The following is a 26,699-nucleotide window of genomic DNA, read 5'->3' on the forward strand; positions in this document are numbered from 1 at the left end:
TGACCAGGTGAACGCACACCGGATCCGCGTCGAAGTCGCGCCCGAGCTGGCCCTGTTCGTCCCGCACGCCCGGCGCGCCGGCGCCACCGACCTCGCCGTCGACGGCGTCTCCACCCTCGGCCATGTCGTCGAGTCGCTCGGCGTGCCCCTCACCGAGGTCGGCGCCCTGCTCGTCGACGGCCGGGAGACGCCCGTCTCGCACATCCCGGCCGACGGCGAGTCGGTGAGCGTGCGCCCGGTCGCCCGCCCCCAGCGGGTCCCGGGCGCCCCGCTGCGCTTCCTCCTCGACGTCCACCTCGGCACCCTCGCCCGCCGGCTGCGCCTGCTCGGCGTGGACGCGGCCTACGAGTCCACCGACATCGGCGACCCGGCCCTCGCCGCCCTCTCGGCAGCCGAACAACGGGTCATGCTCAGCCGCGACCGGGGTCTGCTGCGCCGCCGCGAACTGTGGGCCGGCGCCTACGTCTACAGCACCGCCCCCGAGGAACAACTCCGGGACGTCCTGGACCGGTTCGCCCCCGAGCTGCTCCCCTGGACCAGGTGCACCGCCTGCAACGGCCTGCTGCGGCAGGCCACCAAGGACGAGGTCGCCGACCAGCTGCGCCAAGGCACCCAGCAGTCCTACGACGTCTTCGCCCAGTGCCGCTCCTGCGGCCGCGCCTACTGGAAGGGCGCGCACCACGAGCAGCTGGTCGCCATCGTGGAACGCGCCCTGACGGAGTTCGCGAGCCGGCCGGAGCCGGGGCCCGTCAGCCGCTGAGCGCCTCGCGCAGTCGCACCGGGTCGGTGGTCGGGGCGTCGCAGGTGAAGCCGCGGCACACATAGGCGGCCGGCTCGCCGTCGACCAGCGGCCGGTCGGCGAGCAGCGGGAACTCGTCGCTGCCCGCCGCGCCGAACGCGACGACGGCGCCGGGCGCGGTGCCCAGAAGCGCCGTACGGTGCAGCTCCTTCGCGGCCCCGTCGTCCGGACCCGCGCCGACGACCGCGACCTCGCGCGGGCCGTCGAGCAGCGCCTCGGCCGCGGCCAGTCCCCAGCCGATGAACCGGGGGACGCGCGGCCCGAGCGCCTTCACCACGCCCAACGCCCGTTCGGCAGCCGAACGATGGGGCTCCGAGCCGGTGTGCGCCGCATAGCCGAGCAAGGCTCCGGCCGCGGCCGTCCACCCGGAGGGCACGGCGTTGTCGGTCGGGTCCTGCGGACGCCGGATGAGCTGCTCGGCGTCCGCGGCCGTGTCGTACAGGGAGCCGGACTCGGCGTCCACGAACCGGGTCAGGACGTGGTCGAGCAGGAACCCGGCGAACTCCAGCCAGACGCCCTCCCCGGTGACGGAGGCCAGCGCGAGGAACCCCTCGGCGACGTCGGCGTAGTCCTCCAGGACACCCGCGTTGGCCCCGACCTGCCCGTCCTTGCTGGTGCGGGCGATGCGGGCCTGGTCGTCGAGATGCAGCCGCACCAGGAGGTCGGCGGCGGCGAGGGCCGCGTCGACGAGATCCGGCCGGTCGAAGTAGGCGCCCGTCTCGGCCAGCGCGGCGATCGCCAGTCCGTTCCAGGCGGCGACGACCTTGTCGTCCCGGCCGGGGGCGGGGCGTTCGGCCCGGGCCCGGAGCAGCCGGCTCCTGATCGACTCGATCCTCTCGGCGTCGAACAGGCCGTCCTGCTGAGGAAGTTGCAGAACCGAGGAGCCGTGCTCGAAGGTGCCCTCCTCGGTCACCCCGAAGTGGCGGGCGGCGAGCTCTGCGTCCTCCTCGCCCAGCACGTCCTTCAACTGCCCGGGCGTCCATGCGTAGTACGCGCCCTCGACGTGCCGGCCCGTGCCGTCGTCGCTGTCGGCGTCGAGCGCGGAGGCGAACCCGCCCTGCTCGGTGCGCAGTTCCCGCACCATGAAGTCGGCGGTCTCCAGGGCGACCCGCCGGGCGAGCTCCGAGCCCGTCGCACGCCACAGGTGCGCGTAGACCCGGCACAGCAGCGCGTTGTCGTAGAGCATCTTCTCGAAGTGCGGCACGATCCAGTCACGGTCCACGGAGTACCGGGCGAACCCTCCGCCGAGCTGGTCGTAGATCCCGCCGCGGGCCATCCGTTCACACGTGTCCCGGGCCATCTGCAGAGCGCCCTCGGCCCCGGTGCGCGCGTGGTGGCGCAGCAGGAACTCGATCACCATGGACGGCGGGAACTTCGGCGCCCCGCCGAACCCGCCGCGCTGCGGGTCGTACTCCCGGGTCAGCCCGAGCAGCGCCTGCGACAGCTCCTGCTCACCGGGGGCCAGGCTGTCGCCGTAGGAGATCTCCCGCCCCGCCAGATCCCGGACGATCTTCCCGGCGACCTCGGCGACCTCGTCCCGCCGGTCCGTCCATGCCTGCCGGACACCTTCCAGCACCTGCTTGAAGGAGGGCATGCCGTGCCGGGGCTCGGGCGGGAAGTACGTGCCGAAGTAGAAGGGCTCGGCGTCGGGCGTCAGGAACACGGTCATGGGCCAGCCGCCCTGCCCGGTGGCCGCCTGCACGGCTTCCATGTAGACGGCGTCGACGTCGGGGCGCTCCTCCCGGTCGACCTTCACGCTGACGAAGTGCTCGTTGAGACGGTCGGCGGTCTCCTGGTCCTCGAAGGACTCGTGCGCCATCACATGGCACCAGTGACACGCAGAGTATCCAACCGACAGCAGGACGGGTACACCGCGCCGTTTCGCCTCCTCGAACGCCTCGGGCCCCCACGGCCACCAGTCGACCGGATTGTCAGCGTGCTGAAGCAGATAAGGCGAGGTCATACCAGCCAACCGGTTCATACGGCCCAGCCTCTCACAGCGCCTCGCGCGACCGACGAAACGCTTACGAGCCCACTTCGCTCGGCCGAATCGCACTGGTGGGCCATCACGTGGTGGACGGCCCCTTCCCTCTCCGAGTCGGCTCGGAACAGTAGGCTGGACGCGGCAGCGCCGGACCTGTCGAGGCTCCTCGAAGGAGGTACACCATGACCGCCGAGATGGTGGCGCCCGAGTGGATGCATACGCAGATCAGCGCGGAGCAGTACGACTCCTGGTCCGAGGAGCAGTGCGCCGGCATCGAGATCGTGGACGGGATGGTCGTCGTGAGTCCGAGCGCCTCCAAGCGGCACAACCGGCTGGCGCGGATCCTGGCCAATGCCCTGGACGCGGCCGCGGGCCCGGACTGGAACGCCGACACGGACTTCGACGTCCGTCTGCAGGACGTTCCGCTCACGAACCGCCGCCCTGACGTCATCGTCTACCGGGCGGAGACCATCGACCTCACGCCCACCCGGCCCGAGCACGTACTCCTGGTCGTCGAGGTCGTGTCGCCCGGTTCGGAGACCACGGACCGGATCGTGAAGGTGGACCAGTACGCCAAGGCCGGCGTCCCCTTCTACTGGCGGGTCGAGCAGGCCGCCACCGGGGTCCCGATCGTCTACACCTACGTTCTCGATCCCGCCACCAAGGCTTACAGGAACGGCGAGTTGTTCACCGGCACAGTGAAGGCCGCCGCGCCTTTCCCTATCACGGTCGATCTTGGGATCACGTAGGGAGCGACTGGGCCCGGCGCTACCGGGGGGCCTTCGCCGAAAGCCCCTGAGCCATCGGTCTTTACGTAGCGAAGCAGACAACAGCCCTTACGGAACGTGTCCATACCGTCTCTCGTGACCGCGCCGCCAAAGCTACCTGAACGCGCAGGTTCACTGGCGCCAGTGGCAGGCGGAACAACCGACCGACGGCACAACGGGCACGTTCCGCCGCCGCGCTTCCTCGGCGGCCGCGGCCCGGTGGTTCGGTGCGCGGCCCGGTGGTTCGGTGGTGGGGTCGTCCCGCGAGCGGGGGCCTTCGCCCCCTCGCGCCGCGCGGCCGACCGCAGCACACTTGACCAAGGAAAGCGGTGACCGCCGGAGGGGGACGGTACATGCGGGACGGTCATAGGGCGGACGCCGAGCGGCTGTTGGCGCGGGCCGTGGAGGAGGAGGTGCGTCGCTCCGGCGGACGCGCCGACCGGCAGGCGCTGATGACGCGGGCGCGCGGCGCGCTGGACGACATGGCGCGGACCGCCGCCGAGGAGTACGAGGCGTACGCGCGCGCCCTGGACGAGACGCAGGCCCGGCGCGTCAGTTTCGGGCAGCGCTACGCACGCGAGGGCGGCCGAACTCCCCTGCTGGTGGCGGGCGTCGCCGCCGTGACGGCCGCGGTCGCGGACCTCGCGCTGGGCACGGGAGCGGGCACGGCTCTGGGAGCCGGGGTGACCGTCGGGGTCGTCGGCGCCGCCGCGACCGTCGTCAAGGTGGCCGGGTCGCATCTGCCGGCCGCGCACCACCGGGCCGGTGAGGCGGGACAGCCCGGCGGCGCCGAACAGTTGCGGCTGCAGTGGCTCACGGCGCTGGAGGTGCGCGGCATCCGGCCCTTCCTGGACCAGCAGCGGGTGCTGAGGGCGACGACCGGCTCGAAGAAGGTCCCCGGACCGCGGCTGCGCGGCACGGACAAGAGCGCGGCCGCCCGCGGACGCACCGTGCTGGAGCAGTCGTTCGCCCAACTGCCCGAGCTCGCCGGCCCGTTCGCCGGACGCCGGAGGGAGCTGGCGCAGATCCGGCAGTGGGTGCAGGCGTCGCGCGCCAGTACCGAGACCCGGCCCACCGTGGTCGTGCTGCACGGCGACCCCGGCAGCGGCCGCACCACGCTCGCGGTGCGGGCCGCACACGATCTGCGCGACCAGTTCCGCGGCGCGTGCGTGGTGGACCTGCGCGGCGACAGCGCGCAGGAGACGCCGCTGCCCACCCGGGACGCCCTGCTGCATCTGCTGAACCGTCTCGGCGCGCCCCGCGAGCAGCTCCTCTTCCGTGAGCGCTCCTCGGCGGAGCAGCAGGTCAAGCGGCTCGGCGAGCTCTACCACCAGCACCTGACCGGACTCCCGGTCACCGTGATCCTGGACGACGCCTCGGACCCCGAGCAGGTCCGCGCGCTCGTCCCGGAACGCTCCGAGAGCCTCGTCCTGGTCACCGCCCGCTCCCCGCTCGCGCTGCCCGCCGAACTGTCGCCCTGGGTGCACGAGCTCGCGGTGCGGCCCCTGGAGGCGGCGGGCGCGGAGGAGCTGCTGGGCGCGGCGGCCCAGGACGTCTCCGGTCCCTACGACGCCGAGTCCGCCGACCGGATCACCCGGTTGTGCGGCGGTCTGCCGCTGGCGCTGCGCGTCGCGGGCTCCTCGCTGGGCCCGCGGTCGCCGCGCGCGCTGGCGGCGGACCTCGGCGCCTACGGTCCGGTGCAGCCGGTCGAGCGCGCGCTGTGGCTGCGCTACACCGACCAGCCGGACGCGACCCGCAGGCTCCTGCGCCGGCTGGCGCTGGCCGGGCGGGCCTCCCTCGGCGCGGCGGCCGCCGCCGCGCTGCTCGCCACCGACCGCGCGGAGGCGGCCCGCCACCTCACGGCCCTCGCCGACGCCGGACTCGTCGACCACGTCCGCCGCGACCGCTACCGCCTGCACGACCTGGTCCGCGTCTTCGCCCAGGCCCGTCTTGAGGACGAGGAGCCGCAGAGCGAGCGCGCGGCGGCCCAGGAGCGTCTGATCGTCAGCTACGCCGAACTCGCCGACTCGGTGCTGCGCCTGGTCGACGGGAACGTGTCGACCCGCTCGGACCGGTTCACCCCGCACGGCTTCACCTCCCTGGACGAGGCGCTGCGCTGGCTGGACGACGAGTCGAGCTTCATCACGGCGACGCTGCGGCACGCCGAGGGCGTCGACCAGAACGCCGTGATGAGTCTGCTGGGCGCGCTGTGCGACTACTGCCTGCTGCGCGGCGACCTCTACCGGCTCGGCGAGATCAGCGAACTGGCCCAGTCGGTCGGCCAGGACCTGCTGGTGCGGTCCGTGCAGTGGCGCACCGGCATCGCGGCGCGTCAGCTGGGCGAGCTGGACAAGGCCCGCACGACGCTCAGCTCGGTCGTCGACCTCTACCTCCAGGCCCACCACGACGCGGGCGCGGCGCGCGCCCTGTGCTCGCTGGGCATCACCCTGCACCACCAGGGGCAGCTCACGCAGGCGGCGGCGAAGCTGCGGGAGGCGATGGACCTGCAGGCCGGACCCGAGCTGGCCACGGACCGTGCCTGGACGATGCACGCGCTGGCGGCGGTGGAGCGCGACCGGGCGCGTCTGGCCGAGGCGCTGGATCTCCTCACGCGCTCGCTGGTCCTGCACCGTGAGGGCGGCTCCGTGCACGGCGAGGCCTGGGCCCACTTCCAGCTGGGACAGCTGCACCTGCGCCGCGGCGACGTGGCGCGGGCGCAGAGCGACCTGCGACGGGCCCTCGACCTGTACGGCCGCACCCGTGACGCACGGGGCGAGGCCTGGGCCCTCACCCAGCTGGCCCGGGCCCGGCTGATCGCCGGGGAGCCCGGTCCGGCGGTGGAGGACCTGCGCCGGGCGGCGGCCCGGCACCGGGACAACGAGGACGCGCGCGGCGAGGCCTGGACGGTGTACTACCTGGGCCTGGCCCTGGAGGAGACGGGCGACCTCGACCGCGCCGTCCGCGAGCTGGAACGCTCCCGCTCCCTGTTCTCCCGGATGCGGGACGTCTACGGTCTGGCCTGCGCCCGCCATCACTCGGCCCGGGTCACCCGCGACCAGCGCGCGGCGCAGACCGGCTCGCTGCGCAACTCCGGGTTCGCCCGTCAGCTCCTGGTCGACGCGCGCGCCGACTTCCAGCGCATCGGCGTCGCCCACGGCGAGGCCTGGACCTGCCTGGAGCTCGCGATCGTCGACGCGGGCAACACGCGCCCGCAGGCCGCGCTGGCCCTGTGCGAGGAGGCGGCGGGGCTGTTCGCGTCCTACGGCGACCGGCGCGGCGAGGACTGGGCGCGCTTCCTGCGCTGCACCCTGCTGCCGTACGCGGCGCCGGGCGGCGTCGAGGTCGGCACTGCGGTGGCCCAGGAGGAGCTGGCCGAGCTGGTCCGGGCGGACCACCCGCTGCGCGACTCCGGGCTGACCGAGTGCCTGGAGGCCTACGGCCTGCTGCTGGAACGAGGCGTGCGCCTGGAATCGGGCTGGCAGGCCTGGCGCCTCGGCCTGGTCCCGGGCAGACCCGCCCGCGAGGTGATGGGCGTGGAGGTCAACGCCGCCCCGGACCCCACGGCCACACCTGAGACGGACCCGAGGTGAGCGCGGACCGGGGGACGGACGGACCCGAGGTGAGCGCGGACCGGGGGCGGACGGACCTCAGGTGAGCGTGGACCGAGGGACGGACGGGCTCGGGGCGAGGGCCGGTCCCGGAGTGAGACCGGCCTGGGAGCGGGCGGCGAGCGGCGGGCGGCGGCCCGCAGCCCGGAAATCCCGGGCGGCCGGGCGGCCCGGACGTGAGCAGGGGCGCGGCGAGCGGCCCGCACACCTGGTCACGCGCTCCTCGTCCGCTTTTCGTCAGCTCCTCGTCAGTCCGCCGCCCGCGCCGCGGCCGGCGCTGTCGCCTTCGGGCCTCAGCTTGCCGACGAGGGCTTGCCCGTCGTCCTGCCGCCGGCCTTCGGGCCCGGCGCCGCGGTCGCGGTGGTGTTCGCCGCCGTGCCGTTCTCCGGGGCCGCCGGGTCCGCAGGCTCCTTGAAGTCGACCTTGCCCATGTGCTTGCTCATGGACCTCATCAGGCCCCACACCGCCACCGCCATCGCCGCGAAGACGATGAAGCCGAGGACGCCGGGGGTGACCTTGTTCTCGTCGACCTCCTTGGCGAGGGGGACGAGATGCGTCATTGCCAGGCTCACGCTTGCGCTCATGTCAGGCATTGTCGCGGATGCCCGCAAAGAGGTCGTCCTCGGGGAGGGAGGTATCGACGCGGGACTTCGCGAGCTCGTACTCCTCGGTCGGCCAGACCTCCCGCTGGACGTCCATCGGAACGCGGAACCAGCCGCCGTCCGGGTCGATCTGCGTGGCGTGGGCGATCAACGCCTTGTCGCGGATCTCGAAGAAGTCGGCGCACGGGATGTGCGTGGTGAGCGTGCGCTCGCGCTGACCGAACTCCGCCCAGCGCTTGAGCCACTCGCCGTAGGGCGACTCCATGCCGCGCTCGATCAGCGCGTGGTGCAGCGCCTCGGTGCGGGGACGGTTGAAGCCCTGGTTGTAGTACAGCTTCAGCGGCCGGTACGCGGGCCCGAACTCGCCCTCGGGGTACTTCTCGGTGTCGTCCGCGCCCTCGAAGGCCACCATCGAGATCTTGTGGGTCATGATGTGGTCGGGGTGAGGGTAGCCGCCGTTCTCGTCGTAGGTGGTGATCACCTGGGGACGGAAGGAGCGGATCTGCTTCACCAGTTCGCCGGCCGCCCGGTCGACGTCCTCCAGGGCGAAGCAGCCCTCGGGCAGCGGCGGCAGCGGGTCGCCCTCGGGCAGCCCGGAGTCGACGAAGCCGAGCCATTCCTGCTTGACGCCGAGGATCTCCCTGGCCTCGTCCATCTCCTTCTTGCGTACCTCGTGGATGTGCTCCTCGATGTACTTGTCGCCCTGCAGCTTGGGATTGAGGATGGAGCCGCGCTCCCCGCCCGTGCAGGTCACGACCAGCACGTCCACCCCCTCGGACACGTACTTCGCCATGGTCGCCGCGCCCTTGCTCGACTCGTCGTCGGGGTGGGCGTGGACGGCCATCAGTCGCAGCTGGTCAGTCAAGACTCAATCCTCGGTAAGTCGGCGCCCGGAGTGACCCGGCGCGATCGCAGGCTTCTATAGTGACCGAACCGGGGGACGAAAAATTCCGCGCCGAGAGGACGATCATGAGCACGGCGAGCACGCGACTGCCCGAGGGCCGCTACGGCCGTTCCTCGGACGAGCGCGCCGACCACAAGCTCAAGATCGCCGGTGCCGTCCTGGGCGCGCTGCTCCTGGCACTGATGGGTTACTTCGCCTATCACTACGTCGGCCAGAACAAGATCAGCGCCGAGGTGATCGCGTTCAAGGCGACCTCGGACGACGCCGTGGAGGTTCACCTCGAGGTCCGCAAGGACTCCGGCACGAGCGGTTACTGCACGGTGCGCTCGCAGTCCGCGGAGGGCGCCGAGGTGGGCCGGGCGGACTTCCGCTTCTCCGGTGCGGACTCGCGCATCGACAAGGTGGTCACGCTGCGCACGACGGCGAAGGGCACGACGGCGGAGCTGCTCGGCTGCCACGCGGACTGACTCCGGGCCGTTCCCGCGACCGGTGTCGCCCTCAATACGTCCACGCTGACCAGCGCCGACGTAATTCTGGTGGCTTATGTCCTCCCCCTACGGCCGCTGAATTGTTAGGCTCGTGGTTTCGCCCATCACCTGAGGAACATGCTTCTGGGCAGGGCGATGCTTTGTATTCCCAGTACCGACGAGGAGCACCTGTGACCCAGACCAGCGAGTCCGTCACCTGGCTGACCCAGGAGGCGTACAACAAGCTCAAGGTCGAGCTTGAGTACCTTACTGGTCCTGCGCGCACGGAGATCGCCCAGAAGATCGCCGCCGCGCGCGAGGAGGGGGACCTGCGTGAGAACGGCGGGTACCACGCGGCCAAGGAGGAGCAGGGCAAGCAGGAGCTCCGTGTGCGCCAGCTGACCCAGCTTCTCGAGAACGCCAAGGTCGGCGAGGCTCCGGCCTCCGCGGACGGTGCGGTGGCGCCCGGCATGGTCGTGACGATCGCCTTCGACGGCGACGAGGACGACACCACGACCTTCCTGCTCGCCTCGCGCGAGTACGCGAGCTCCGACATCGAGACCTACTCGCCGCAGTCCCCGCTGGGCACCGGCGTGATCGGTCACAAGGTCGGCGAGGACGCGGAGTACGAGCTGCCGAACGGCAAGAAGGCCTCCGTGCGCATCCTCAAGGCCGTGCCCTACGACGGCTGAGCCGGCACTCCTGCCCGGACCTGCCTGGACCTTTCCCGCTCCGGGCCTTCCCGACGAGCCCCCGGCGCCTCGTGCCGCCGGGGGTTTCGTCGTGCGGGGCGCCTTCTCACGCCGTCGCGGAGCGGTACTTGCGTACCGCCAGCGTCCGGAAGAGCACGATGATCAGCACCGAGTAGATCAGCGAGGCCCAGACCGGGTGCTGCATCGGCCAGGCGTCGGACTGCGACTGACCCGGGTTGGCGAACAGCACTCTGCAGGCCTGGACGGTGGCGCTGAAGGGGTTCCACTCGGCGACGTGCCGCAGCCAGGGCGTCATGTTGCTGGTGTCCACGAACGCGTTGGAGATGAAGGTCACCGGGAAGAGCCAGATCAGCCCGCCGGAGGTGGCCGCCTCGGGCGTGCGGACGCTCAGGCCGATCAGGGCGCCGATCCAGGTGAACGCGTAGCCGAGCAGGAGCAGCAGCCCGAAGGCTCCCAGCACCCGGCCGGCGTCGGTCCCGCCGTCCGAGCCGACCCGCCAGCCGACCAGGAGCGCGACGATCGCGAGGACCAGCAGGGTGAGCGCCGTCTGGACGAGGTCGGCGAGGGTGCGGCCGGTGAGCACCGCGCCGCGCGCCATGGGCAGGGAGCGGAAGCGGTCGATGAGGCCCTTGTGCATGTCGTCGGCGATGCCCGCGCTCGAGCCCGCCGTGGCGAAGGTGACGGTCTGCGCGAAGATGCCCGCCATGAGGAAGTTCTTGTAGTCGGTGGCGCTGGTGCTGCCGCCGATCTGCATGGAACCGCCGAACACGTAGGTGAAGAGCACGACGAACATGATGGGCTGAATGAGCCCGAAAATGACCACTTCCGGAATCCGGGCCATACGGATCAAGTTGCGTTTCGCAACGACCATGGAGTCCCGGATCGGCTGCCCGATCGGGTGGGCGGGCTGGGGCGCCGCGCCGCCTGCGGCGTCGGTGACGGCACTCATCCGACGGTCTCCTTCTCGCTCTGTCCCTTGTCTTCGCTCTCCCCCGCCTGAGCCTCCGCCTCCGCAACGTGTCCCGTCAGGGAGAGGAAGACGTCGTCGAGGGTGGGGCGGCGCAGGCCTATGTCGTCGATCTCGATGCCGCGGGCGTCGAGCTCGCGGATGACCTCGGCGAGCAGCTTGGCGCCGCCGGTCACCGGGACGGTCAGCCTGCGGGTGTGCTGCTCGACGGTGGTCTCGCCCTTGCCGAAGCCGGACAGCACCTCCCGGGCCACGGCGATGTGGTCGCGCTCGTGGACCACGACCTCCACCCGCTCGCCGCCGGTGCGGGCCTTGAGCTCGTCGGAGGTGCCGCGGGCGATGACCCGGCCGTGGTCGACGACCGCGATGTCGTGCGCCAGATGGTCGGCCTCTTCGAGGTACTGCGTGGTCAGCAGGAGTGTCGTGCCGCCGGAGACCAGACGCTTGATCACCTCCCACAGCAGTTGGCGGTTGCGCGGGTCGAGGCCGGTCGTCGGCTCGTCCATGAACATCACGGGCGGTGAGACCACCAGCGCCGCGGCCAGGTCGAGGCGGCGGCGCATGCCTCCGGAGTAGGTCTTGGCGGTGCGGTCGGCGGCGTCCGCCAGGTCGAACTGGTCGAGCAGCTCGACGGCCCGGGCCTTCGCCGCGCCGGCTCTCATCTGGTAGAGCCGGCCGACCATCTGGAGGTTCTCGCGGCCGGTGAGGTATTCGTCGACCGCGGCGAACTGGCCGGAGAGCCCGATCGAGCGGCGCACCTCGTTGGGATGCCTGAGCACGTCGAAGCCGGCGACCACGGCCCGGCCCCGGTCGGGGCGCAGCAGGGTCGTCAGACAGCGGACCGCGGTGGTCTTGCCCGCGCCGTTCGGCCCGAGCAGACCCAGGACCGTGCCCTGCGGCACGTCCAGGTCGACGCCGTCCAGAGCCTTTACGTCACCGAAGGTCTTCACCAGGCCTTCGGCGTAGATGGCGCCTGGCATATGAGTCTCCACCTCGTCGGGGATTCTTCGGAAATCCTAGGTTTGCACTTTTCGTTCCGCCTGATAGGGGAATCGGCCGAGGAGAACGAGACACACCATAACGCGATGTATCGCGTCTCACAATGGATTTACCCGAACGGGTGATCCCAAGAACGCGATGCCCCACTCCGCCACGGCGTCACCACGGCCCGCCACGGCGGACCACGGCGCACCGCGGCGCACCACGGCCTCAGTCGATGACGGTGTACCCGGCGTCGCGCAGCGCCCGGCCGACCTCGGCGCAGTGCGCCGGCCCCTTCGTCTCGAGGTGCAGTTCGACCTCCGCCTCCGTCAGCCCGAGCCGCGGATCGGTTCGCAGGTGGCTGACGTCCAGGACGTTGGCGTCGACCGCCGACAACGTCCCGAGGAGCGAGGCGAGAGCGCCCGGCCGGTCCGTCAGCCGCAGGCGTACGGCCAGGTAGCGGCCCTGCGCGGCCATGCCGTGCCGCAGAACGCGTTCCATCAGCACCGGGTCCACGTTGCCCCCGGACAGCACCGCGACGACCGGGCCCTCGAAGGCGTCGGGCGTGCTGAGCAGCGCGGCCACCGGGCTCGCCCCGGCCGGCTCGACGACCAGCTTGGCCCGCTCCAGGCACAGCAGAAGCGCCGCGGCCAGCTCGTCCTCCGTGACCGTGCGGACCTCGTCCACCAGATCGCCGACGATGGCGAACGGCACCTCGCCCGGACGGCCGACCTTGATGCCGTCGGCCATCGTCGCCGGGTGGTCGAGCGCCACCGGCCGGCCCGCCGCCAGCGAGGGCGGATAGGCCGCGGCTCCCGCCGCCTGCACGCCGACGATCCGCACGTCCGGCCGCAGCGCCTTCACCGCGACCGCGATGCCCGCCGCCAGACCGCCGCCGCCGATCCCGACGACGATCGTGCGCACCTGCGGGCACTGCTCCAGGATCTCCAGACCGACCGTGCCCTGCCCCGCGATGACGTCGGGATGGTCGAAGGGGTGGATGAACACCGCGCCGGTCTCGGCCGCGTACTCCTGGGCCGCGGCGAGCGTCTCGTCGACCACCTGGCCGTGCAGGCGCACCTCGGCGCCGTACTCGCGGGTGGCGCTGATCTTCGGCAGCGGCGCGCCCTTCGGCATGAACACGGTGGAACGCACGCCCAGCAGGGACGACGCCAGCGCCACGCCCTGGGCGTGGTTGCCCGCGCTCGCCGCGACCACCCCGGCCGCCCGCTCCTCCGGCAGCAGCCCGGCGATGCGCACGTACGCCCCGCGCAGCTTGAACGACCCCGTCCGCTGGAGGTTCTCGCACTTGAAGTGCACCGGCGCCCCGACCAGCTGGGTCAGGTGCCTGCTGCCCTCCATCGCGGTCGCCCGTGCCACGCCCGCCAGCATCTTCCGGGCGCCGCGCACGTCGTCGAGGGTGACGGGGCGAAAGGAGTCAGCCGTGCCGTAGCTCATGACTCCAGCATCGCAGTTCACAGGCGGGAACGGCCGCTGTGACCAACCTCCGAGATCGGTTTGCTCAGCGCCGGTACGACCCGCCTTCCGGCCGCGTACTCTGTCCCCCATTCCAGCAGCCCCTTCATGAAGTGAGCCCCCGGCCATGCCCACAACACCTGAAATGTCGATGGACATGACGACAGTCGGTGACACCGGTCTTCTCGACACGTTGCAGCACGAGGTCGCGGTGTTCGCCCGCCGAGCCGAGCAGACCCGGCTGGGCGGCGTCGGGCAGGTGCGCAACTCCATGGACCGCGCCGCGTACCTGCTGCTCAACCGCCTCGACAACGAAGGCCCCATGGGCGTCAAGGCGCTCGCGGCGAGCATGGGCATCGACTCCTCCACGGTCACCCGCCAGGTGGCTCCGCTCGTCGACACCGGCCTGGTCAAGCGGACCTCGCACCCCGAGGACGGGCGGGCCGTGGTCCTTCAACTGTCCCCGCGCGGACAGGCGCGGCTGGAGGAAGTCCGTTCCTCGCGGCGGCAGTTGATGGCCGAGCTGACGGACGACTGGGCGCCGGAGGAGCGCGAGACGTTCTGCGCGCTCCTCACCCGCTTCAACACCGCCCTGTCCTCGCGGATGTCCGCTCAGGGCCTTCCGGGCGCGGAGCCCTCGCAGACCGCCTCCTGACCCCGGGCACGCGCGCGGGGGGCGACTTTCCGACGGGGGTGCGCGACCCTTGACCGAAAGCCCGCCCCGGGCCTCATATGAGACCGGGGCATATGGCCGCCCAGGGGGACGCCGTCAGGCGGGAGGCTCGGTGTGCGAGACAGTCGTGCGGCCCAGGAGACCCGCCGGGCCAGGGAGTTCGAGGCGTTCGTCGCCGGTGCGGGCGGCCGGCTGCTGCACGCCGCCACGCTGCTCACGGCCGAGTCCCCCGCGGACAACCCACGCGCGCGTCACCTGCTGACGCTCGCCCTCGCGCGCACGTACGCGTGCTGGGACCGGCTGCGCGGCGAGGACCCCTACAACCGCGCCCGCGAGCAGCTGGCCATCCGCTTCGCCCACGGCGCCTGGCACGAGTACGTGTGGCGCCTGTACGACGCCCTTCCGCTCGGCCGCGCCCGTGCGCTCGGCCGCGTCCTGCCGCTCGGCCGTGGCCCGGCCCAGGGCCGGCCGACGGGCCGCCCCCGGCGGCGCCCGGCGGCCGTCGGCGTGCTGGCGTGCCTCACCCCGCAGGAACGTCTCGTGCTGGTCCTGCGGCTGTACGAGGGCGTCGCCGAGGAACAGGCGGCGGCCCTGCTCGGCCTGCCGGCGGATCGTGTTCGCGCGCTCTGCGACCGGGCGACGACGAACCTGCTGCGCCCGCCCCGCGCGCAGCCGCCCGCGGCGCGCCGGGCGAAGGCGGCCGCCTCGTGAACCGCGCCGAGCGGGAGGCCGCCGTCCGCCGGGTCATGGAGCGGACGCCGCCGCCCGTGCCGGCGGAGCTCCATCCGGACGTCGTGCGCCGGGGCAGCCGCATGGTGCGCCGCCGCCGGATCGCCCGGCGGCTTGCGTGGCTGCTGCTGTGCGCGGCGACCGTGGCGTTCGTGGTCTGGGCGGTGCGGGTGCAGCCCTGGGTGGAGCCGCCGTCGACGACGACTCCACCGCTCACGAACTGGTGAGCCCCCGGGCCCGGCAACGCGTCCGGCCGTGAGGCTCAGCCGTCCGGCCGTGGGGCTCAGCCGAGGGCCTGCTGCAGGTCCTGGAGAAGGTCGTCGACGTTCTCGATGCCCACGGACAGACGGACGAGGTCGGCGGGCACCTCCAGGGCGGAACCGGCCACGGACGCGTGCGTCATGCGCCCCGGGTGCTCGATGAGGGACTCGACGCCGCCCAGGGACTCGCCGAGGGTGAACACCTTGGCCCGGTTGCAGACCTCGACGGCCGCTTCCTCGCCGCCGGCGACCCGGAAGGAGATCATCCCGCCGAAGGCCCGCATCTGCTTGGCCGCGACCTCGTGCCCGGGGTGCTCCGGCAGACCGGGGTACAGCACGTGCGTCACGCGCGCGTGCCGGGTCAGCATGTCGGCGACCTTGCCGGCGTTCTCGCTGTGGCGGTCCATGCGCACCGACAGCGTCTTGGCGCCTCGCAGCACGAGCCAGGAGTCGAAGGGCCCGGCGACCGCGCCCATCGCGTTCTGGTGGTACGCCAGCTCCTCGCCCAGTTCGGCGTCGCCGGTGATCAGCGCGCCGCCGACGACGTCCGAGTGACCGCCCATGTACTTGGTCAGGGAGTGCACGACGACGTCCGCGCCGAGCGACAGCGGCTGCTGCAGGTACGGCGTGGCGAAGGTGTTGTCGACGACGAGCTTCGCGCCCGCGTCACGGGCGACCTGGGCGAGGGCGGCGATGTCGGTGATGCCGAGCAGCGGGTTGGAGGGGGTCTCCACCCACACGGCCTTGGTCTTGGGGGTGATCGCGGCGCGCACGGCGGCCGGGTCGCTGGTGTCGGCGACCGACCACTCCACGCCCCACCGGGCGACGACCTTCGCGAAGAGGCGGAACGTGCCGCCGTAGGCGTCGTTGGGGATGACCACGTGGTCGCCGGGGCTGAGCAGCGTACGCAACAGGCAGTCCTCGGCCGCCAGTCCGGAAGCGAACGCGAGACCCCGGCTGCCGCCCTCCAGGGCCGCGAGGTTCTCCTCCAGGGCGGTCCTGGTCGGGTTGGCGCTGCGGCTGTACTCGTAGCCGCCGCGCAGGCCTCCGACGCCGTCCTGCTTGTAGGTCGAGACCTGGTAGATCGGTGGGACGACCGCGCCCGTGAGGGGATCGGCGGTGTTGCCCGCGTGAATCGCGAGGGTCTCGAAATGCTGACTGATGTGCCTGTCGCTCATGGGCACCGAGGGTAGTCCGCTCGCGGCCCCGACGCGGGCCGGCCGACCGGCGGACGGCGTGAGCCCGGCCGGGACGAAGGTTTTCCACAGGGCCGGGGGGCGGGTTGGCCAATTGTCGGCGTGGTCTGGTTCGCTTGTGTCATGGAGATTCTGTGGGGCCTGGTCGCGCTGGTCTTGATCGGCTACGTGGCGCTGTCGCTCGTACGGCGCCGGCGCGGTGTCGTCGGGCTGGTGCCGGCGGACCACCCGGACGCGGCGGACCCGGCGACCTACGGTTTCGTGCGCACCGAGGAGCTGGACATCCGCATGCCCGGCCCCGACCAGGATCTGCTCGACGTCCTGGACGTGGTGCAGCACACGCAGGACTACCGGGCCGCGCAGCAGCTGCTGGCCGGCACCGAGACGCGGGGCGAGCTGCGCTGGCAGCGCGTGCAGGCCTTCGCGGGCGCGGCGGCGCTGGAGCTGCAGCAGCGGCCGGGCGGGGTCGGCGAGGCCCCGGGAGCGCAGTGGCTGCGGGTGTGGCGCACCGAGGCGCCCAAGGACGCGGGCGGCGCGGCGGTGCACGCCGAGTTCCTGGTGCAGCAGGCCTGGCGGACGTCGACGCCGGGCACGGACGACTTCCGGATCATCATGGAGGAGGCGAGGGAGGCCTGCGGCCAGGCGGCGCTGCTGTCCCCCGACGACCCGGTCCCGTACATCGTCGAGCTGTCGGTGGCCCGCGGTCTGCGGTACTCGCAGGCGGAGTTCGAGCAGCTCTGGCTGAACGTCCTGGACCGCGACCCGGCGCACATGGGGGCGCATCTGGCGGCGCTGCACTACTGGTGCGAGAAGTGGCACGGCTCGCGCGAGCTGGCGTACGGCTTCGCGGAGTCCGCGGCGGCGCGGGCCCCGCGGGGCTCCCTCCTCGCGGCGATGCCCCTCTTCGCGGTCTTCGAGCACCTCCCGGAGGTGAACCTGGTCCGCAGCTTCTACCAGAGCGAGGTCGTGACCAAGGCGGTGCACGGCGCGCTGTTCGCGGTGCAGGCGGCCCGGCACGACGACCCGATGCTGGCGCACGTCCGCCATCTGCTCGTGCTCTTCCTGGTGCGCTCCGAACGCTGGTCGGAGGCGATGAGCCAGCTCGTCCACGTGGACGGCCACGTCGGCGCCCTCCCCTGGACCCTCTCCCCCGACCCGGCCGGCGAGTTCGCGGTCTACCGCGCGATGGCCGTCGCGGGGTACGAGGCGAACGGCGGCAGCCCGGCGACGATGCCCCACTGACCCCGGGGCGGCGGGCGGCCGGTCTGCGGGTCACCGGACGGTGAAGCCGGCCGCCTCGGTGTCCAGCGTGCTGGTGCCGTCCTCGGCGGTGGCCAGCACGGAGACGTGCCAGGCGCCGCGCGGGGACGAGTCGGCGTAGGCCCGGGTGACCGGGACGGTGTAGGTGCACCGCACGGTGTGCGTGCCGGAAGGCCTGCAGACGGCCGACTCCACATCGGCCATGTCCTTGGCGGTCAGCCCCTTCCCGGCGAAGGACGAGTTCTCCGGCCATGCCAGCACCTTGACGCTCTTGACGCCGGAGGACGCCGTCACGTCGGTGACGAACGTCAACGACCCGGCGCGGTCGCCGTCGGGAGCGGCGTAACGGGCGGTGCTGTGCGCCAGCGTCGGAGACTGCTCGCCGGCGTGGGCGAGAGCGAAGGCGCCTGCGCCGCCGAGCACGACGACACCGGCGGCCACGGCAAGAGCGATACGTCGGGACATGGGGTTCTCCGCAACTGTCTGAACTGGATCGGGCCGGCGCTCCTCGCCTGCGCCGCTGCGCCGATACTCGCCGCGCAAGGGTCCGCCGGGCATGAGCGCGCATACTCAACTCGCCCTGAGCAAGCCGTGCTCGGCCGCCCGTGGGACAGCCGGGCGAAACCGGGTGGCCGTCCGGCCGCGCCGGTGGATCACCGAGCCGCGTTCACAGACCTTCGCCGCCCTGTGCCCCGTGGGTGACGCCGGCCGTCGTGCCGGACAGCCGGTCAGGGACGCAGGTGGGCGAGCAGCTCTTCACCGGCGGGGTATCCCTGCTCCTGGGGGAGCAGGCGGGTGGCTGCGTCCAGTTCGCCGTCCCTGACGAGTGCGTGGATCTCGTCGGCGAGCGGCGTCACGTCGCTGATGGACGCGATCCACTCGTCCGCGTAACGCGACGATGCCTCACCCGAGAGCCCCAGTTGCAGCGAGCGGTACGGCAGGGGGCGCAGGTGCAGATCGCGTTCGGGATCCCACTGGACACGGGCCGGTGCGCGCTTGAGGTCCCGCTGCCAGGCGCCGCGATCGGAATGCAGTCCGCCGACGTAACTCGCCAGGCAGGCATGGCGCAGCGCCCACTCGAAGCCGTCGCGGGTGATCTCGACGGCGAGGACGGTCTCCTGACCCTCCTTCGTGCCCCAGCCGGAGCGGTACATCATCCACAGGAAGCTGGGCTTGATCCACGTCATGCGGCCAGGCTTCCACGCGGCGGGAAAGCGGCCGTCTCGGATGGCGGGCAGTCCGATCTCAGGGGAGTACGCCTGGTAGACGGTGATCGTGGATGCCGTGTGGAGCGCGCGGATCCTGCGGTGCGGTTCTTCCATGGCGTACAGCGTGGGCCCGGCCGACTCAGGCGACCACCGATTTTCGACCGTTGCGCGACGCGACGGAGCACGGTGACCGCCGTACGGATCGCCCGGGACGGCCCTTCAGGTGATTGCCGGACGCCTCACGAGCCGGGCGGCCGTCGCAGGGGTACGCGTCTCAGCGGAGGACGAATCCAGAACGCCGTGAGGAGCTTGGTGGTGTACGCAGCAGTCCGGCGGTACGAAGGGGTGACCGATGCGGCCGAGGCCGCACGTCTCGTGAACGAGGGGTTCGTGCCGCTCATGCGCCAGGTCTCCGGCTTCGTGGCCTACTACTGGATCGATGCCGGGGACGGAGTGATGGTCTCGACCAGCGTCTTCCGGGACCAGGCGGGTGTCGACGAATCGATCTCGAGGGCGGCGCACTTCGTGCGGGACAGCCTTGCGTCGCTGCTCCCCCACCCTCCCCAGATCATGGCCGGCGAGGTGGTCGCTTCTGCATGACAGCGTTCGGACCAACCACATGAGATGGCCTCGAACGCCGTCCCGGCCTGCAGTACCCGCACGGTCGCCCTTCACAGCCCTGATCCCCTCCGGTGCGTCGGCCGCAAAGAGGGCTGTGAACACGGCTGGTGCCGGACATGGGGGACGCCCCGCGGGTCCTGCCGCTCCGGTGCGCCCTGCCCGTCCTGACCGTCCTGACCGTCCTTGTCAAGCATTTCGATCCCGTTCGAAATGCGTCATGGTCGTAGCCGCCCCGACCTACGATCGCTCGCATGCTGATTCGCCGGACATTACACATGATCGTCGTGTTCGCCGTGGCCCTCGTCGGAGCGATCGAGGGTGGGGCGGGGACGGCGCAGGCCGAGCAGAACCGGTCCTCGTACGACCGGCAGTTGCTCTTCTACAACCACTCCTACGGTGTCCTCGACCGGGAGACCGCCGACGCCGTCGAGCACTCCGCCTATCTGAGGGACTTCGCCAACTTCCAGGTCCGCACCACGACCGGGGCCGGCGGCCAGACCTGGACCGGCCGCTACCTGATGGGCCGTGAGACCTACCTGGAGCTGTTCGGAGTCGGTGACCTCCCCGGCCCGGACGGCGTCCTCGGCGCCGCCGGGATGGGCCTGTCGACCGAACGGGACGGAGACCTGGCGACCGTCGCCGAGCGGATGAGGAGCGAAGGGGCCACTCCCGTCGACTTCCTCCAGACCCGGGACTTCGGCGACGGTGTGCCCGTGCCGTGGTTCGACGCGCTCCTCACCAGCACCGAGTACGACGCCTTCCAGGCCTGGGCGATGGAGTACCGGCCGGAGTACTTCGCGGATCCTCGCAGCCACACCGAGCCGGCGAGCTTTCCCGGTGACGTCGGCCGGGAGCGCTACCTCTCCGACGACTACCGCACCCACCTGATGCGCGACGTGAGCGCCGTACACCTCGCGGTCACCGAGGGCGACCTCGCCGACACCCTGCCGCTGCTGCGGGCCGGCGGGTTCGCGGTGCGGACCCTGCCCGGCGGCGGCGTCGTGGCGGAGTGCGGCGGCACCACGATCCGGCTCGACGCCGTCCCGCGCGAGCAAGCGGGGTTGCGGCGGGTCGAGATGTCGCTCAACCGGCCGGTGAAGGACCGGCACGTGGAGCGGCTCGGCCACTCGACGCTCACCGTCGGCCCCGGCAGCCACGCCGTGTGGACGTTCACCGACAGCCCCGCACGGTAGACACGGGTACCGAGTGGTTGCCGGCGGCGGCCACGACACCGCGACGCCGTACCGCTGCCGCCGGCCCCTCCGGGCGGGCGGCAGCTCCGGCTCCAGGGGAACTCACTCCACGTCGATGCCGAAGTCCTGGACGAGTTCCTCCAGGCCGCCCGGGTAGCCCTTGCCGCCCAGGACGAAGTCCCAGTCGGCGTTCGATCTGCGGCGGAAGGAGCCGAGCACCAGGGCGGTCTCCCGGGGCCGGCCGTCGGAGACCTCGAGCCGCCCCAGCTCGGCGAGCCCGGGGTCGAGGAGGCGGATGCAGGCGTCGGTGAAACCGGACAGGTCGGCGTCCGGGTCGGCCTCCGGGTCGATCGCGGTGCTCGGAATTCGGTTGCCCGGAGCGGGTGCGCGGGGGCTAGATGGCGTCATGGCTGACATTCAGGGGTCGTACGACGATCTGTTCGCCGCGGTGCCCGCCGCGCTGGCCGTGTTGCTGGACGAGGGGGACGTCGGCGGCTCGGTGGCCGTGTTCGTGGACGGTGAGCCGGTGGTCGACGTCTGGGGCGGGTTCGCCGACGCCGAGCGCACGACTCCCTGGCAGCGCGACACCCTCGTCAACGTCTGGTCCGTCACGAAGACGATGACGGCGCTCTGCGCGCTGGTGCTGGCGGACCGGGGCGAGCTCGACATGGACGCGCCGGTGGCCCGGTACTGGCCGGAGTTCGCGGCCGCGGGCAAGGAGGGGGTCCTGGTCCGGCACGCGCTCTCGCACACGGCGGGGCTGCCCGACTGGGTCTGGCCGGTATCGGAGCTCTACGACTGGCCGACCGCCACGGCGCGGCTCGCCGCGCAGGCGCCGCAGTGGGAGCCGGGCAGCGCGGCCGGGTACCACTCGCTCACCCAGGGGTTCCTCGTCGGCGAGGTCGTGCGCCGGATCACCGGCCGTACGCCGGGCGAGTTCTTCGCCGGCGAGATCGCGGGCCCGCTGGGCGCGGACTTCCACATCGGTCTGCCGGCCGAGCACGACCACCGGGTGGCCCCGGCGGTCCCGCCGCCCTCCCGGGACGAGGACTACACCGCGAGCGCGGCCGCCGGCGATGCGGCCTCCGACGCGTCGACGGCCCCGGACTCCCCGGGCCGACCGACCGCGCTGCGGGTGCGGGACGGCAACAGTACGGCCTGGCGGCGGGCGCAGATCCCCGCCGCGAGCGGCTTCGGCAACGCCCGCTCGGTCGCCCTGGTCCAGTCGGTTCCGGCCTGCGGCGGTGCGGTCGGCGGGGTGCGGCTGCTGTCCCGGGCCGGGTGCGAGCGCGCCTGGGAGGAGCAGTTCAGCGGCCAGGACCGCCGCCTGGGCATGCCCATCAGCTGGGGCCTGGGCTACGGCCGCTTCGGCGGCACCTACGGGTGGGGCGGCTGGGGCGGCTCGACGGTCATGATCGAGCCCGAGTCGCGGATGACGGTGGCGTACGTGACGAACCAGATGCGCGAACCCGCGGCCGACACCCGGGGCATGGAGATGGTGATGGCCGCCCACGACGGACTCCAGGGGCTGCGCGCGTGAGCGGCGGAGCGGGGAGCGGAGGCGGCCCCGCGGTGTTCCTGGTCGGGGGCGGCTGGGACGAGTCCGTGGCCGACGTGGTCCACGGGCCGTTCCTGCGGGCCGCGGCGGCGCGTTCACGCCGGGGTGCGGGGGCCGTCCCGCGAATCCTGTGCGTGCTCGTCGACGAGGGCGACGGGGCCGGCGAGTTCGGCCGGTACGACGCCGCACTGCGCCGGGCGGGAGCGTGCACGCCCGTGCCGCTGCTGCTGCCGGTCGGGGAGCGGTTCGACGCCGGGGCCTTGCCCGGGGACGCCTTGGGCGTGGAGGACGCCGAGGACGCCGAGGACGTGGACGGGGTGTTCGTCTGCGGTGGTCCGACCCCCGCCTTTCAGGAGGCGTTCGCCTCCGGGACGGGCGAGTTGCTCGCCGCGCGGGGCCTCCCGTACGCCGGGTTCTCCGCCGGGGCCGTGGTCGCGGCGCGGGACGCGGTGGTCGGGGGGTGGCTGGTGGACGGGGTCCCGGTGTGCCCGCCGGACGCCGCCGAGGATCTGGAGGAGGTCGAGGTGCGGCCCGGGCTGGGGCTGGTGCCGTTCGGGGTGGACGTGCACGCCGCGCAGTGGGGGACGTCGGGCCGGCTGGCCGCCGTCGTGGCCGGCGGGCGGATCGCGCACGGGGTGGCCGTCGACGAGAACACCGTGGTCGAGGTCGCGGACGGGCGGGCGCGGGTGGCGGGGCTGGGGCGGGCCCACTCCATGCGGCCTGCTCCGGGCGGCGGGGTCGTCGTACGGTCCCACGGCCACGGGGAGTCGTTCGCCGTCGCCCGCTGATCCGCCCGCCCGGCCCGGACGCCGCCCCGGCGCCCCTCGTCGGTCCCACGCGCCGCGCAGGGCCCCCGAAGGCGTGCTCCGGGGGCCCTGCGGGCCCGCTGGTCCCGTCGGGTCCGTTCGGTCCGCGCTCCGCCCTGCCGAGGGACGCAGACAGGCACGGACACGGACACAGGCACCGACACGGGAACCGACGGGCACGGGGAAGCGGACGCGACCGTCAGATCGTCGAGGTGTCGATCACGAACCGGTAGCGGACGTCACTGGCGAGCACCCGCTCGTACGCGTCGTTGATCTCCTGCGCGGCGATCAGCTCGATCTCGGCGCCCAGGCCGTGCTCGGCGCAGAAGTCCAGCATCTCCTGGGTCTCCTGGATGCCGCCGATGCCGGAGCCGGCGAGGGTCTTGCGGCCGCCGATGACCGAGAACAGGTTGAGGGCGACGGGCTCCTCGGGCGCGCCGACGTTCACGAAGGCGCCGTCGGTCTTCAGCAGGGACAGGTAGGCGTCCAGGTTCAGCGGGGCCGAGACCGTCGAGAGGATGAGGTCGAAGGTGCCCGCCAGCTCCTTGAAGGTGTTCTCGTCGCTGGTGGCGTAGTAGTGGGCGGCGCCCAGCTTCAGGCCGTCGTCCTTCTTGCGCAGCGACTGGGACAGGACGGTCACCTCGGCGCCGAGGGCGTTCGCGATCTTGACGCCCATGTGGCCGAGGCCGCCCATGCCGAGGATCGCGACCTTCTTGCCGGGGCCGGCGTTCCAGTGCTTCAGCGGGGAGTACGTGGTGATGCCGGCGCAGAGCAGCGGCGCGGCGACGTCGAGCGCGAGGCCGTCGGGGATGCGGACGACGTAGTTCTCGTCCACGACGATCTTCTGCGCGTAGCCGCCGTAGGTGGGCTCGCCGTCCTTGCCGATGGCGTTGTACGTGCCGACGCTGCCACCGGTGCAGTACTGCTCCAGGCCTGCCTTGCAGTTGTCGCACTCACGGCAGGAGTCGACGAGGCAGCCGACGCCCACGCGGTCGCCGACGGCGAAGCGGGTCACACCGGGGCCGACCTCGGAGACGACGCCCGCTATCTCGTGGCCGGGCACCATCGGGAAGATCGCCTCGCCCCAGCCCTCCCGGGCCTGGTGGATGTCCGAGTGGCAGATTCCGGCGAACTCGATGTCGATCAGGACGTCGAACTCGCGCACCGCGCGGCGTTCGATCGTCGTGCGCTCCAGCGGAGCCTTGGCGGAGGGTGCGGCGTACGCGGCAACGGTGGTCATGCTCTGGATCTCCTAGCGGGGGGTCGTGTTCCGGCCTGCCTTCCGGCCGGCTACGACGTTCAGCCTGCCCCATCGCACACCATTCACCCAGGTCACGCCTCTGCGTACGTCTGCTGTGCCTACCACTGACGGGGTCAGGCTGGTGGGCGTACGACCGGGAATACTGGACGGCATGGACGAACGCCCCGAACCTCCCGGCGCACCCCTGGACCGGCGTGCCGAACTCAGCGAGTTCCTGCGCACCCGGCGCGCCAGGCTGAAGCCGGAGGACGTGGGGCTGCCGGACTTCGGGCGGCACCGCAGGGTGCCGGGGCTGCGACGCGAGGAGCTGGCGCAGCTGGCCGGGGTCTCGGTGGCGTACTACACGCGCCTGGAGCAGGGCAACGGGCGGAACGTGTCGGCGGAGGTGCTGGACTCCATCGCCAGGGCGCTGCGGCTCTCCGACGCCGAGCACGCGCATCTCACCCACCTGGCGAAGCCGAAGCACAAGAAGAAGCAGAGCGCGCCGCCGCAGCAGGTGCGGGGCCCGCTGCGGCAGCTGCTGGACACGATGGACTCGGTGCCGGCGTATCTCATCGGGCGGCGTACCGAGATCCTGGGCTGGAACCGGATGGCGGCGGCCGTCTTCGGCGACTGGGCGGAGCTGCCGGTGGCGGAGCGCAACTGGGCCCGGCTGGTCTTTCTGCGCCCCGACTACCGGGACCTCTTCGTGGACTGGGAGCAGAAGGCGATCGACATCGTCTGCGCCCTGCGCATGGACGCGGGCTGCTATCCGGACGACCCGCGGCTGTCCGCGCTGGTGGGGCAGCTGTCGGTGAAGAGCGAGGACTTCCGGCGGCTGTGGGCGACCCACGACGTCAAGGAGAAGAGCCACGGCGTGAAGCTGCTGAGGCATCCGCTGGTCGGCGAGCTCTCCCTGAACTTCGAGGGGTTCAGGCTGGCGGGCGACGGCGAACAGACGATGGTGACCTACCACGCCGAACCGGGATCGGCCTCGGCGGAGGCGCTGCGGCTACTGGCGAGCTGGGGGGCGGACGCGACGCGGGCGGGCTCTCAGGCGCCGTCCGCCTGAGACCCCGCCCGCCCCGATGGGACCCGTCCCGGTGGGGCCCCCGCCCGTCAGCCCCGGTACGGCGGAGCCGCGCCCCATCCCCACCGCGGCACCGGCTGCTCGGCCGGCGGCTTGGCGTCCGGGCCGGAGAAGTGGACGGCGAGCCGGGTGCCCCACTCCACATAGGCGAGGAACGCCGAACGGAACTCGGCGTCGGCCGGCAGGCCCGCCTCGTCGGCGGCGTCCTGGATGAGGTCGACCCAGCGGCGGCGCTGGGGCTCGGTGATGCCGCGGCCGAAGTGCTTGGCCACCATGTGGCTGTGGCCGCCCTGGGTCGCCGAGTAGGTCTGCGGGCCGCCGAAGACCTCGGCGAGCCAGAGGGCGACGTGCTCGGCGTGCTCGGGGGCGAGGCCCGCGAAGACCGGGGCGAGCAGGTCGTCCTGGAGCACCTTGGCGTAGAACGCCTCGGTCAGCCGGGCGAAGGCCTCCGCGCCGCCCGCCCACGCGTACAGCGTGGGCACGGCGGACCCGGTGCCGCGCACGGAGGTGACCTTGTAGTGGCGCATCTCGTCGATGTCGCCGACGTACGGGCGGATCTCCGCGAGGAAGGCCGGAAACAGGTCGGAGGTGCGAAAGCCCTGCAGGTGGTCCTCGGTCGAGGTCCAGGTGATGCGCAGGATGAAGTGGCCGAAGTCCTCCTCGCAGCGCGCGAGTTCGTAGTCGACGCAGTGCGGGGAGGCCGCGAGCTCGCGCGCGGCTCGGGTGTAAGCGGCCAGGAACTCCGCGGACCGCTCCTCGGGGATCCGGTACCGGATGTACTCGACCGTGGTGCGGGGCGTGCTTGTCTCAGGTGCCGTCATGGGGCCACGCAAGCACGAACGACCCACCGGAGGCTGGTCTTCCGGCGGGCGTTCGCTCAGCGCTCAGCGAACCGGCGTCCCGCGCCTTCTCAGGCCGACGCCGCGTTCTCCCTCACCGTGATCCTGCCCTTGCGGATCGTCGCCACCCGCGGGGCCTTCTTCGCGATCGCGGAGTCGTGGGTGACCATGACGAACGTCAGCCCGTGCTCCTTCCACATGGTGTGCAGCACGTCCATGATCTCGTCGCGCATGCTCTCGTCGAGGTTCCCGGTGGGCTCGTCGGCGAGCAGCACCTTCGGCTGTTTGACCAGCGCGCGGGCGATCGCGACGCGCTGCTGCTGACCGCCGGACATCTCGGACGGCAGGTGCCCCAGGCGCTCGCCGAGGCCCACGGACTTCAGCGCCTCGGCGGCCCGCTCGCGCCGCTCCCCGGCCTTCACGCCGAGCGGGACGAGCGCCGTCTCGACGTTCTCCTGGGCGTTGAGCGTGGGGATGAGGTTGAAGGACTGGAAGACGAAGCCGATGTTCTCGCTGCGCACCTTCGTCAGCCTGGCCTCGGAGAGCTTGGCCAGGTCGACGCCGTCGAGGACGATCTCGCCCTCGGTGGGCCGGTCGAGTGCGCCGATCATCTGCAGCAGCGTGGACTTGCCGCCGCCGGTGGGGCCCTGGATGACGAGCCGGTCGCCGTCCGGGACGGTCAGGTCGACTCCGTCGAGGGCGTGGACGGTGTCCTTGCCCCGGGTGTAGCGCTTGGTGACGCCTCTGAGTTCGTACAT

The 26,699-nt window shown here is 72.2% G+C and carries 26 protein-coding genes and 1 pseudogene; 14 read left to right on the forward strand and 13 right to left on the reverse strand.

All coding sequences use genetic code 11. The annotated features are described in order from the left end of the window. Positions 1-7: 7 nt before the first annotated feature. Positions 8-760, forward strand: a complete 753-nt coding sequence (locus Sri02f_RS21280; RefSeq protein WP_109002905.1) for a Mut7-C RNAse domain-containing protein — start codon at positions 8-10, stop codon at positions 758-760. Here the strand turns inward: Sri02f_RS21280 and Sri02f_RS21285 are convergent. Beyond that, the gene (locus tag Sri02f_RS21285; protein ID WP_109002906.1) at positions 750-2,780 is read right to left on the reverse strand and encodes a thioredoxin domain-containing protein; all 2,031 of its coding nucleotides are present in this window, start codon (positions 2,778-2,780) and stop codon (positions 750-752) included. The genes Sri02f_RS21280 and Sri02f_RS21285 overlap by 11 nt on opposite strands. A gap of 185 nt (positions 2,781-2,965) precedes the next feature. On the opposite strand from Sri02f_RS21285, the gene Sri02f_RS21290 reads away from it, so the two are divergent. Both Sri02f_RS21290 and Sri02f_RS21295 read left to right on the forward strand, forming a co-directional pair. Then, the gene (locus Sri02f_RS21290) at positions 2,966-3,532 is read left to right on the forward strand and encodes a Uma2 family endonuclease (protein ID WP_109002907.1); all 567 of its coding nucleotides are present in this window, start codon (positions 2,966-2,968) and stop codon (positions 3,530-3,532) included. 371 nt (positions 3,533-3,903) lie between these two features. Continuing rightward, positions 3,904-7,140 carry a tetratricopeptide repeat protein gene (locus Sri02f_RS21295; protein ID WP_109003195.1) on the forward strand — a complete coding sequence of 1,079 codons (3,237 nt, stop codon included), beginning with the start codon at positions 3,904-3,906 and terminating at the stop codon, positions 7,138-7,140. Positions 7,141-7,451: 311 nt separating this feature from the next. Here Sri02f_RS21295 and Sri02f_RS21300 read toward each other — a convergent pair whose 3' ends face one another. Both Sri02f_RS21300 and mca read right to left on the reverse strand, forming a co-directional pair. Further along, complete coding sequence (locus Sri02f_RS21300) at positions 7,452-7,751, reverse strand: hypothetical protein (RefSeq protein WP_109002908.1); 300 nt, start codon at positions 7,749-7,751, stop codon at positions 7,452-7,454. Continuing rightward, positions 7,744-8,604 carry a mycothiol conjugate amidase Mca gene (gene mca, locus Sri02f_RS21305; protein ID WP_167467598.1) on the reverse strand — a complete coding sequence of 287 codons (861 nt, stop codon included), beginning with the start codon at positions 8,602-8,604 and terminating at the stop codon, positions 7,744-7,746. Before mca ends, Sri02f_RS21300 begins: the two co-directional genes overlap by 8 nt. A gap of 125 nt (positions 8,605-8,729) precedes the next feature. Between mca and Sri02f_RS21310 the strand changes: the two genes are divergently transcribed. Then, positions 8,730-9,131, forward strand: coding sequence for a DUF4307 domain-containing protein (locus tag Sri02f_RS21310; RefSeq protein WP_069770918.1), 402 nt, complete (start codon positions 8,730-8,732; stop codon positions 9,129-9,131). Positions 9,132-9,322: 191 nt separating this feature from the next. Continuing rightward, complete coding sequence (gene greA / locus Sri02f_RS21315; protein WP_109002910.1) at positions 9,323-9,823, forward strand: transcription elongation factor GreA; 501 nt, start codon at positions 9,323-9,325, stop codon at positions 9,821-9,823. 106 nt (positions 9,824-9,929) lie between these two features. On the opposite strand, the gene Sri02f_RS21320 is transcribed toward greA, so the two are convergent. The 3 genes from Sri02f_RS21320 to ilvA all read right to left on the reverse strand — a co-directional run bounded on the left by Sri02f_RS21320 (position 9,930) and on the right by ilvA (position 13,250). Beyond that, positions 9,930-10,793, reverse strand: a complete 864-nt coding sequence (locus tag Sri02f_RS21320) for an ABC transporter permease (protein WP_109002911.1) — start codon at positions 10,791-10,793, stop codon at positions 9,930-9,932. After that, positions 10,790-11,791, reverse strand: coding sequence for an ATP-binding cassette domain-containing protein (locus tag Sri02f_RS21325; RefSeq protein ID WP_109002912.1), 1,002 nt, complete (start codon positions 11,789-11,791; stop codon positions 10,790-10,792). Before Sri02f_RS21325 ends, Sri02f_RS21320 begins: the two co-directional genes overlap by 4 nt. 229 nt (positions 11,792-12,020) lie before the next feature. After that, the gene (gene ilvA / locus Sri02f_RS21330; protein ID WP_109002913.1) at positions 12,021-13,250 is read right to left on the reverse strand and encodes a threonine ammonia-lyase; all 1,230 of its coding nucleotides are present in this window, start codon (positions 13,248-13,250) and stop codon (positions 12,021-12,023) included. 163 nt (positions 13,251-13,413) lie between these two features. Between ilvA and Sri02f_RS21335 the strand changes: the two genes are divergently transcribed. From Sri02f_RS21335 to Sri02f_RS21345, 3 genes are all read left to right on the forward strand, one after another. Continuing rightward, positions 13,414-13,923 carry a MarR family winged helix-turn-helix transcriptional regulator gene (locus tag Sri02f_RS21335; RefSeq protein ID WP_174855679.1) on the forward strand — a complete coding sequence of 170 codons (510 nt, stop codon included), beginning with the start codon at positions 13,414-13,416 and terminating at the stop codon, positions 13,921-13,923. Positions 13,924-14,055: 132 nt separating this feature from the next. Beyond that, complete coding sequence (locus Sri02f_RS21340; RefSeq protein ID WP_109002914.1) at positions 14,056-14,652, forward strand: sigma factor-like helix-turn-helix DNA-binding protein; 597 nt, start codon at positions 14,056-14,058, stop codon at positions 14,650-14,652. After that, positions 14,649-14,897, forward strand: coding sequence for a hypothetical protein (locus tag Sri02f_RS21345; protein ID WP_109002915.1), 249 nt, complete (start codon positions 14,649-14,651; stop codon positions 14,895-14,897). The genes Sri02f_RS21340 and Sri02f_RS21345 overlap by 4 nt, the downstream gene beginning before the upstream one ends. Before the next feature lie 56 nt (positions 14,898-14,953). Here the strand turns inward: Sri02f_RS21345 and Sri02f_RS21350 are convergent, their stop codons facing one another. Then, the gene (locus Sri02f_RS21350; RefSeq protein WP_109002916.1) at positions 14,954-16,108 is read right to left on the reverse strand and encodes a cystathionine gamma-synthase; all 1,155 of its coding nucleotides are present in this window, start codon (positions 16,106-16,108) and stop codon (positions 14,954-14,956) included. A gap of 141 nt (positions 16,109-16,249) precedes the next feature. On the opposite strand from Sri02f_RS21350, the gene Sri02f_RS21355 reads away from it, so the two are divergent. Beyond that, positions 16,250-17,368 (forward strand): hypothetical protein, encoded by a 1,119-nt coding sequence (locus Sri02f_RS21355; protein WP_109002917.1) that lies wholly within the window; start codon positions 16,250-16,252, stop codon positions 17,366-17,368. 30 nt (positions 17,369-17,398) lie between these two features. Here the strand turns inward: Sri02f_RS21355 and Sri02f_RS21360 are convergent, their stop codons facing one another. Then, complete coding sequence (locus Sri02f_RS21360) at positions 17,399-17,851, reverse strand: DUF5707 domain-containing protein (RefSeq protein ID WP_109002918.1); 453 nt, start codon at positions 17,849-17,851, stop codon at positions 17,399-17,401. A 263-nt stretch (positions 17,852-18,114) separates the two neighbouring features. Continuing rightward, on the reverse strand, positions 18,115-18,708 hold the full coding sequence (locus Sri02f_RS21365; RefSeq protein ID WP_109002919.1) for a DUF4291 domain-containing protein: 594 nt from the start codon (positions 18,706-18,708) through the stop codon (positions 18,115-18,117). A gap of 201 nt (positions 18,709-18,909) precedes the next feature. Here Sri02f_RS21365 and Sri02f_RS21370 point away from each other — a divergent pair, with 201 nt between their 5' ends. Both Sri02f_RS21370 and Sri02f_RS21375 read left to right on the forward strand, forming a co-directional pair. After that, positions 18,910-19,194: a hypothetical protein gene (locus Sri02f_RS21370; RefSeq protein WP_109003197.1), complete on the forward strand. Its 285-nt coding sequence runs from the start codon at positions 18,910-18,912 to the stop codon at positions 19,192-19,194. Between the two features lie 296 nt (positions 19,195-19,490). Beyond that, positions 19,491-20,408 (forward strand): DUF5829 family protein, encoded by a 918-nt coding sequence (locus tag Sri02f_RS21375; RefSeq protein WP_109002920.1) that lies wholly within the window; start codon positions 19,491-19,493, stop codon positions 20,406-20,408. Between the two features lie 102 nt (positions 20,409-20,510). On the opposite strand, the pseudogene Sri02f_RS21380 reads toward Sri02f_RS21375, so the two are convergent. Then, a pseudogene (locus Sri02f_RS21380) lies at positions 20,511-20,762 on the reverse strand (TerD family protein); the annotation flags it as partial. 52 nt (positions 20,763-20,814) lie between these two features. On the opposite strand from Sri02f_RS21380, the gene Sri02f_RS21385 reads away from it, so the two are divergent. Both Sri02f_RS21385 and Sri02f_RS21390 read left to right on the forward strand, forming a co-directional pair. Next, entirely contained in the window at positions 20,815-21,948 is a 1,134-nt protein-coding gene (locus Sri02f_RS21385; RefSeq protein WP_109002921.1) for a serine hydrolase domain-containing protein, read from the forward strand. Next, on the forward strand, positions 21,945-22,754 hold the full coding sequence (locus Sri02f_RS21390; RefSeq protein ID WP_245970712.1) for a Type 1 glutamine amidotransferase-like domain-containing protein: 810 nt from the start codon (positions 21,945-21,947) through the stop codon (positions 22,752-22,754). The genes Sri02f_RS21385 and Sri02f_RS21390 overlap by 4 nt, the downstream gene beginning before the upstream one ends. 217 nt (positions 22,755-22,971) lie before the next feature. On the opposite strand, the gene Sri02f_RS21395 is transcribed toward Sri02f_RS21390, so the two are convergent. Beyond that, on the reverse strand, positions 22,972-24,012 hold the full coding sequence (locus Sri02f_RS21395) for an NAD(P)-dependent alcohol dehydrogenase (protein WP_109002923.1): 1,041 nt from the start codon (positions 24,010-24,012) through the stop codon (positions 22,972-22,974). Positions 24,013-24,184: 172 nt separating this feature from the next. Here Sri02f_RS21395 and Sri02f_RS21400 point away from each other — a divergent pair, with 172 nt between their 5' ends. Then, on the forward strand, positions 24,185-25,084 hold the full coding sequence (locus tag Sri02f_RS21400; protein ID WP_109002924.1) for a helix-turn-helix domain-containing protein: 900 nt from the start codon (positions 24,185-24,187) through the stop codon (positions 25,082-25,084). A 47-nt stretch (positions 25,085-25,131) separates the two neighbouring features. Here Sri02f_RS21400 and Sri02f_RS21405 read toward each other — a convergent pair whose 3' ends face one another. Together Sri02f_RS21405 and Sri02f_RS21410 are read right to left on the reverse strand one after the other, a co-directional pair. Continuing rightward, the gene (locus tag Sri02f_RS21405; protein ID WP_109002925.1) at positions 25,132-25,923 is read right to left on the reverse strand and encodes a group II truncated hemoglobin; all 792 of its coding nucleotides are present in this window, start codon (positions 25,921-25,923) and stop codon (positions 25,132-25,134) included. A gap of 89 nt (positions 25,924-26,012) precedes the next feature. Continuing rightward, complete coding sequence (locus Sri02f_RS21410; RefSeq protein ID WP_109002926.1) at positions 26,013-26,699, reverse strand: ABC transporter ATP-binding protein; 687 nt, start codon at positions 26,697-26,699, stop codon at positions 26,013-26,015.

The sequence above is a fragment of the Streptomyces rishiriensis genome (assembly GCF_003112535.1).
GTDB classification, from domain to species: domain Bacteria; phylum Actinomycetota; class Actinomycetes; order Streptomycetales; family Streptomycetaceae; genus Streptomyces; species Streptomyces rishiriensis.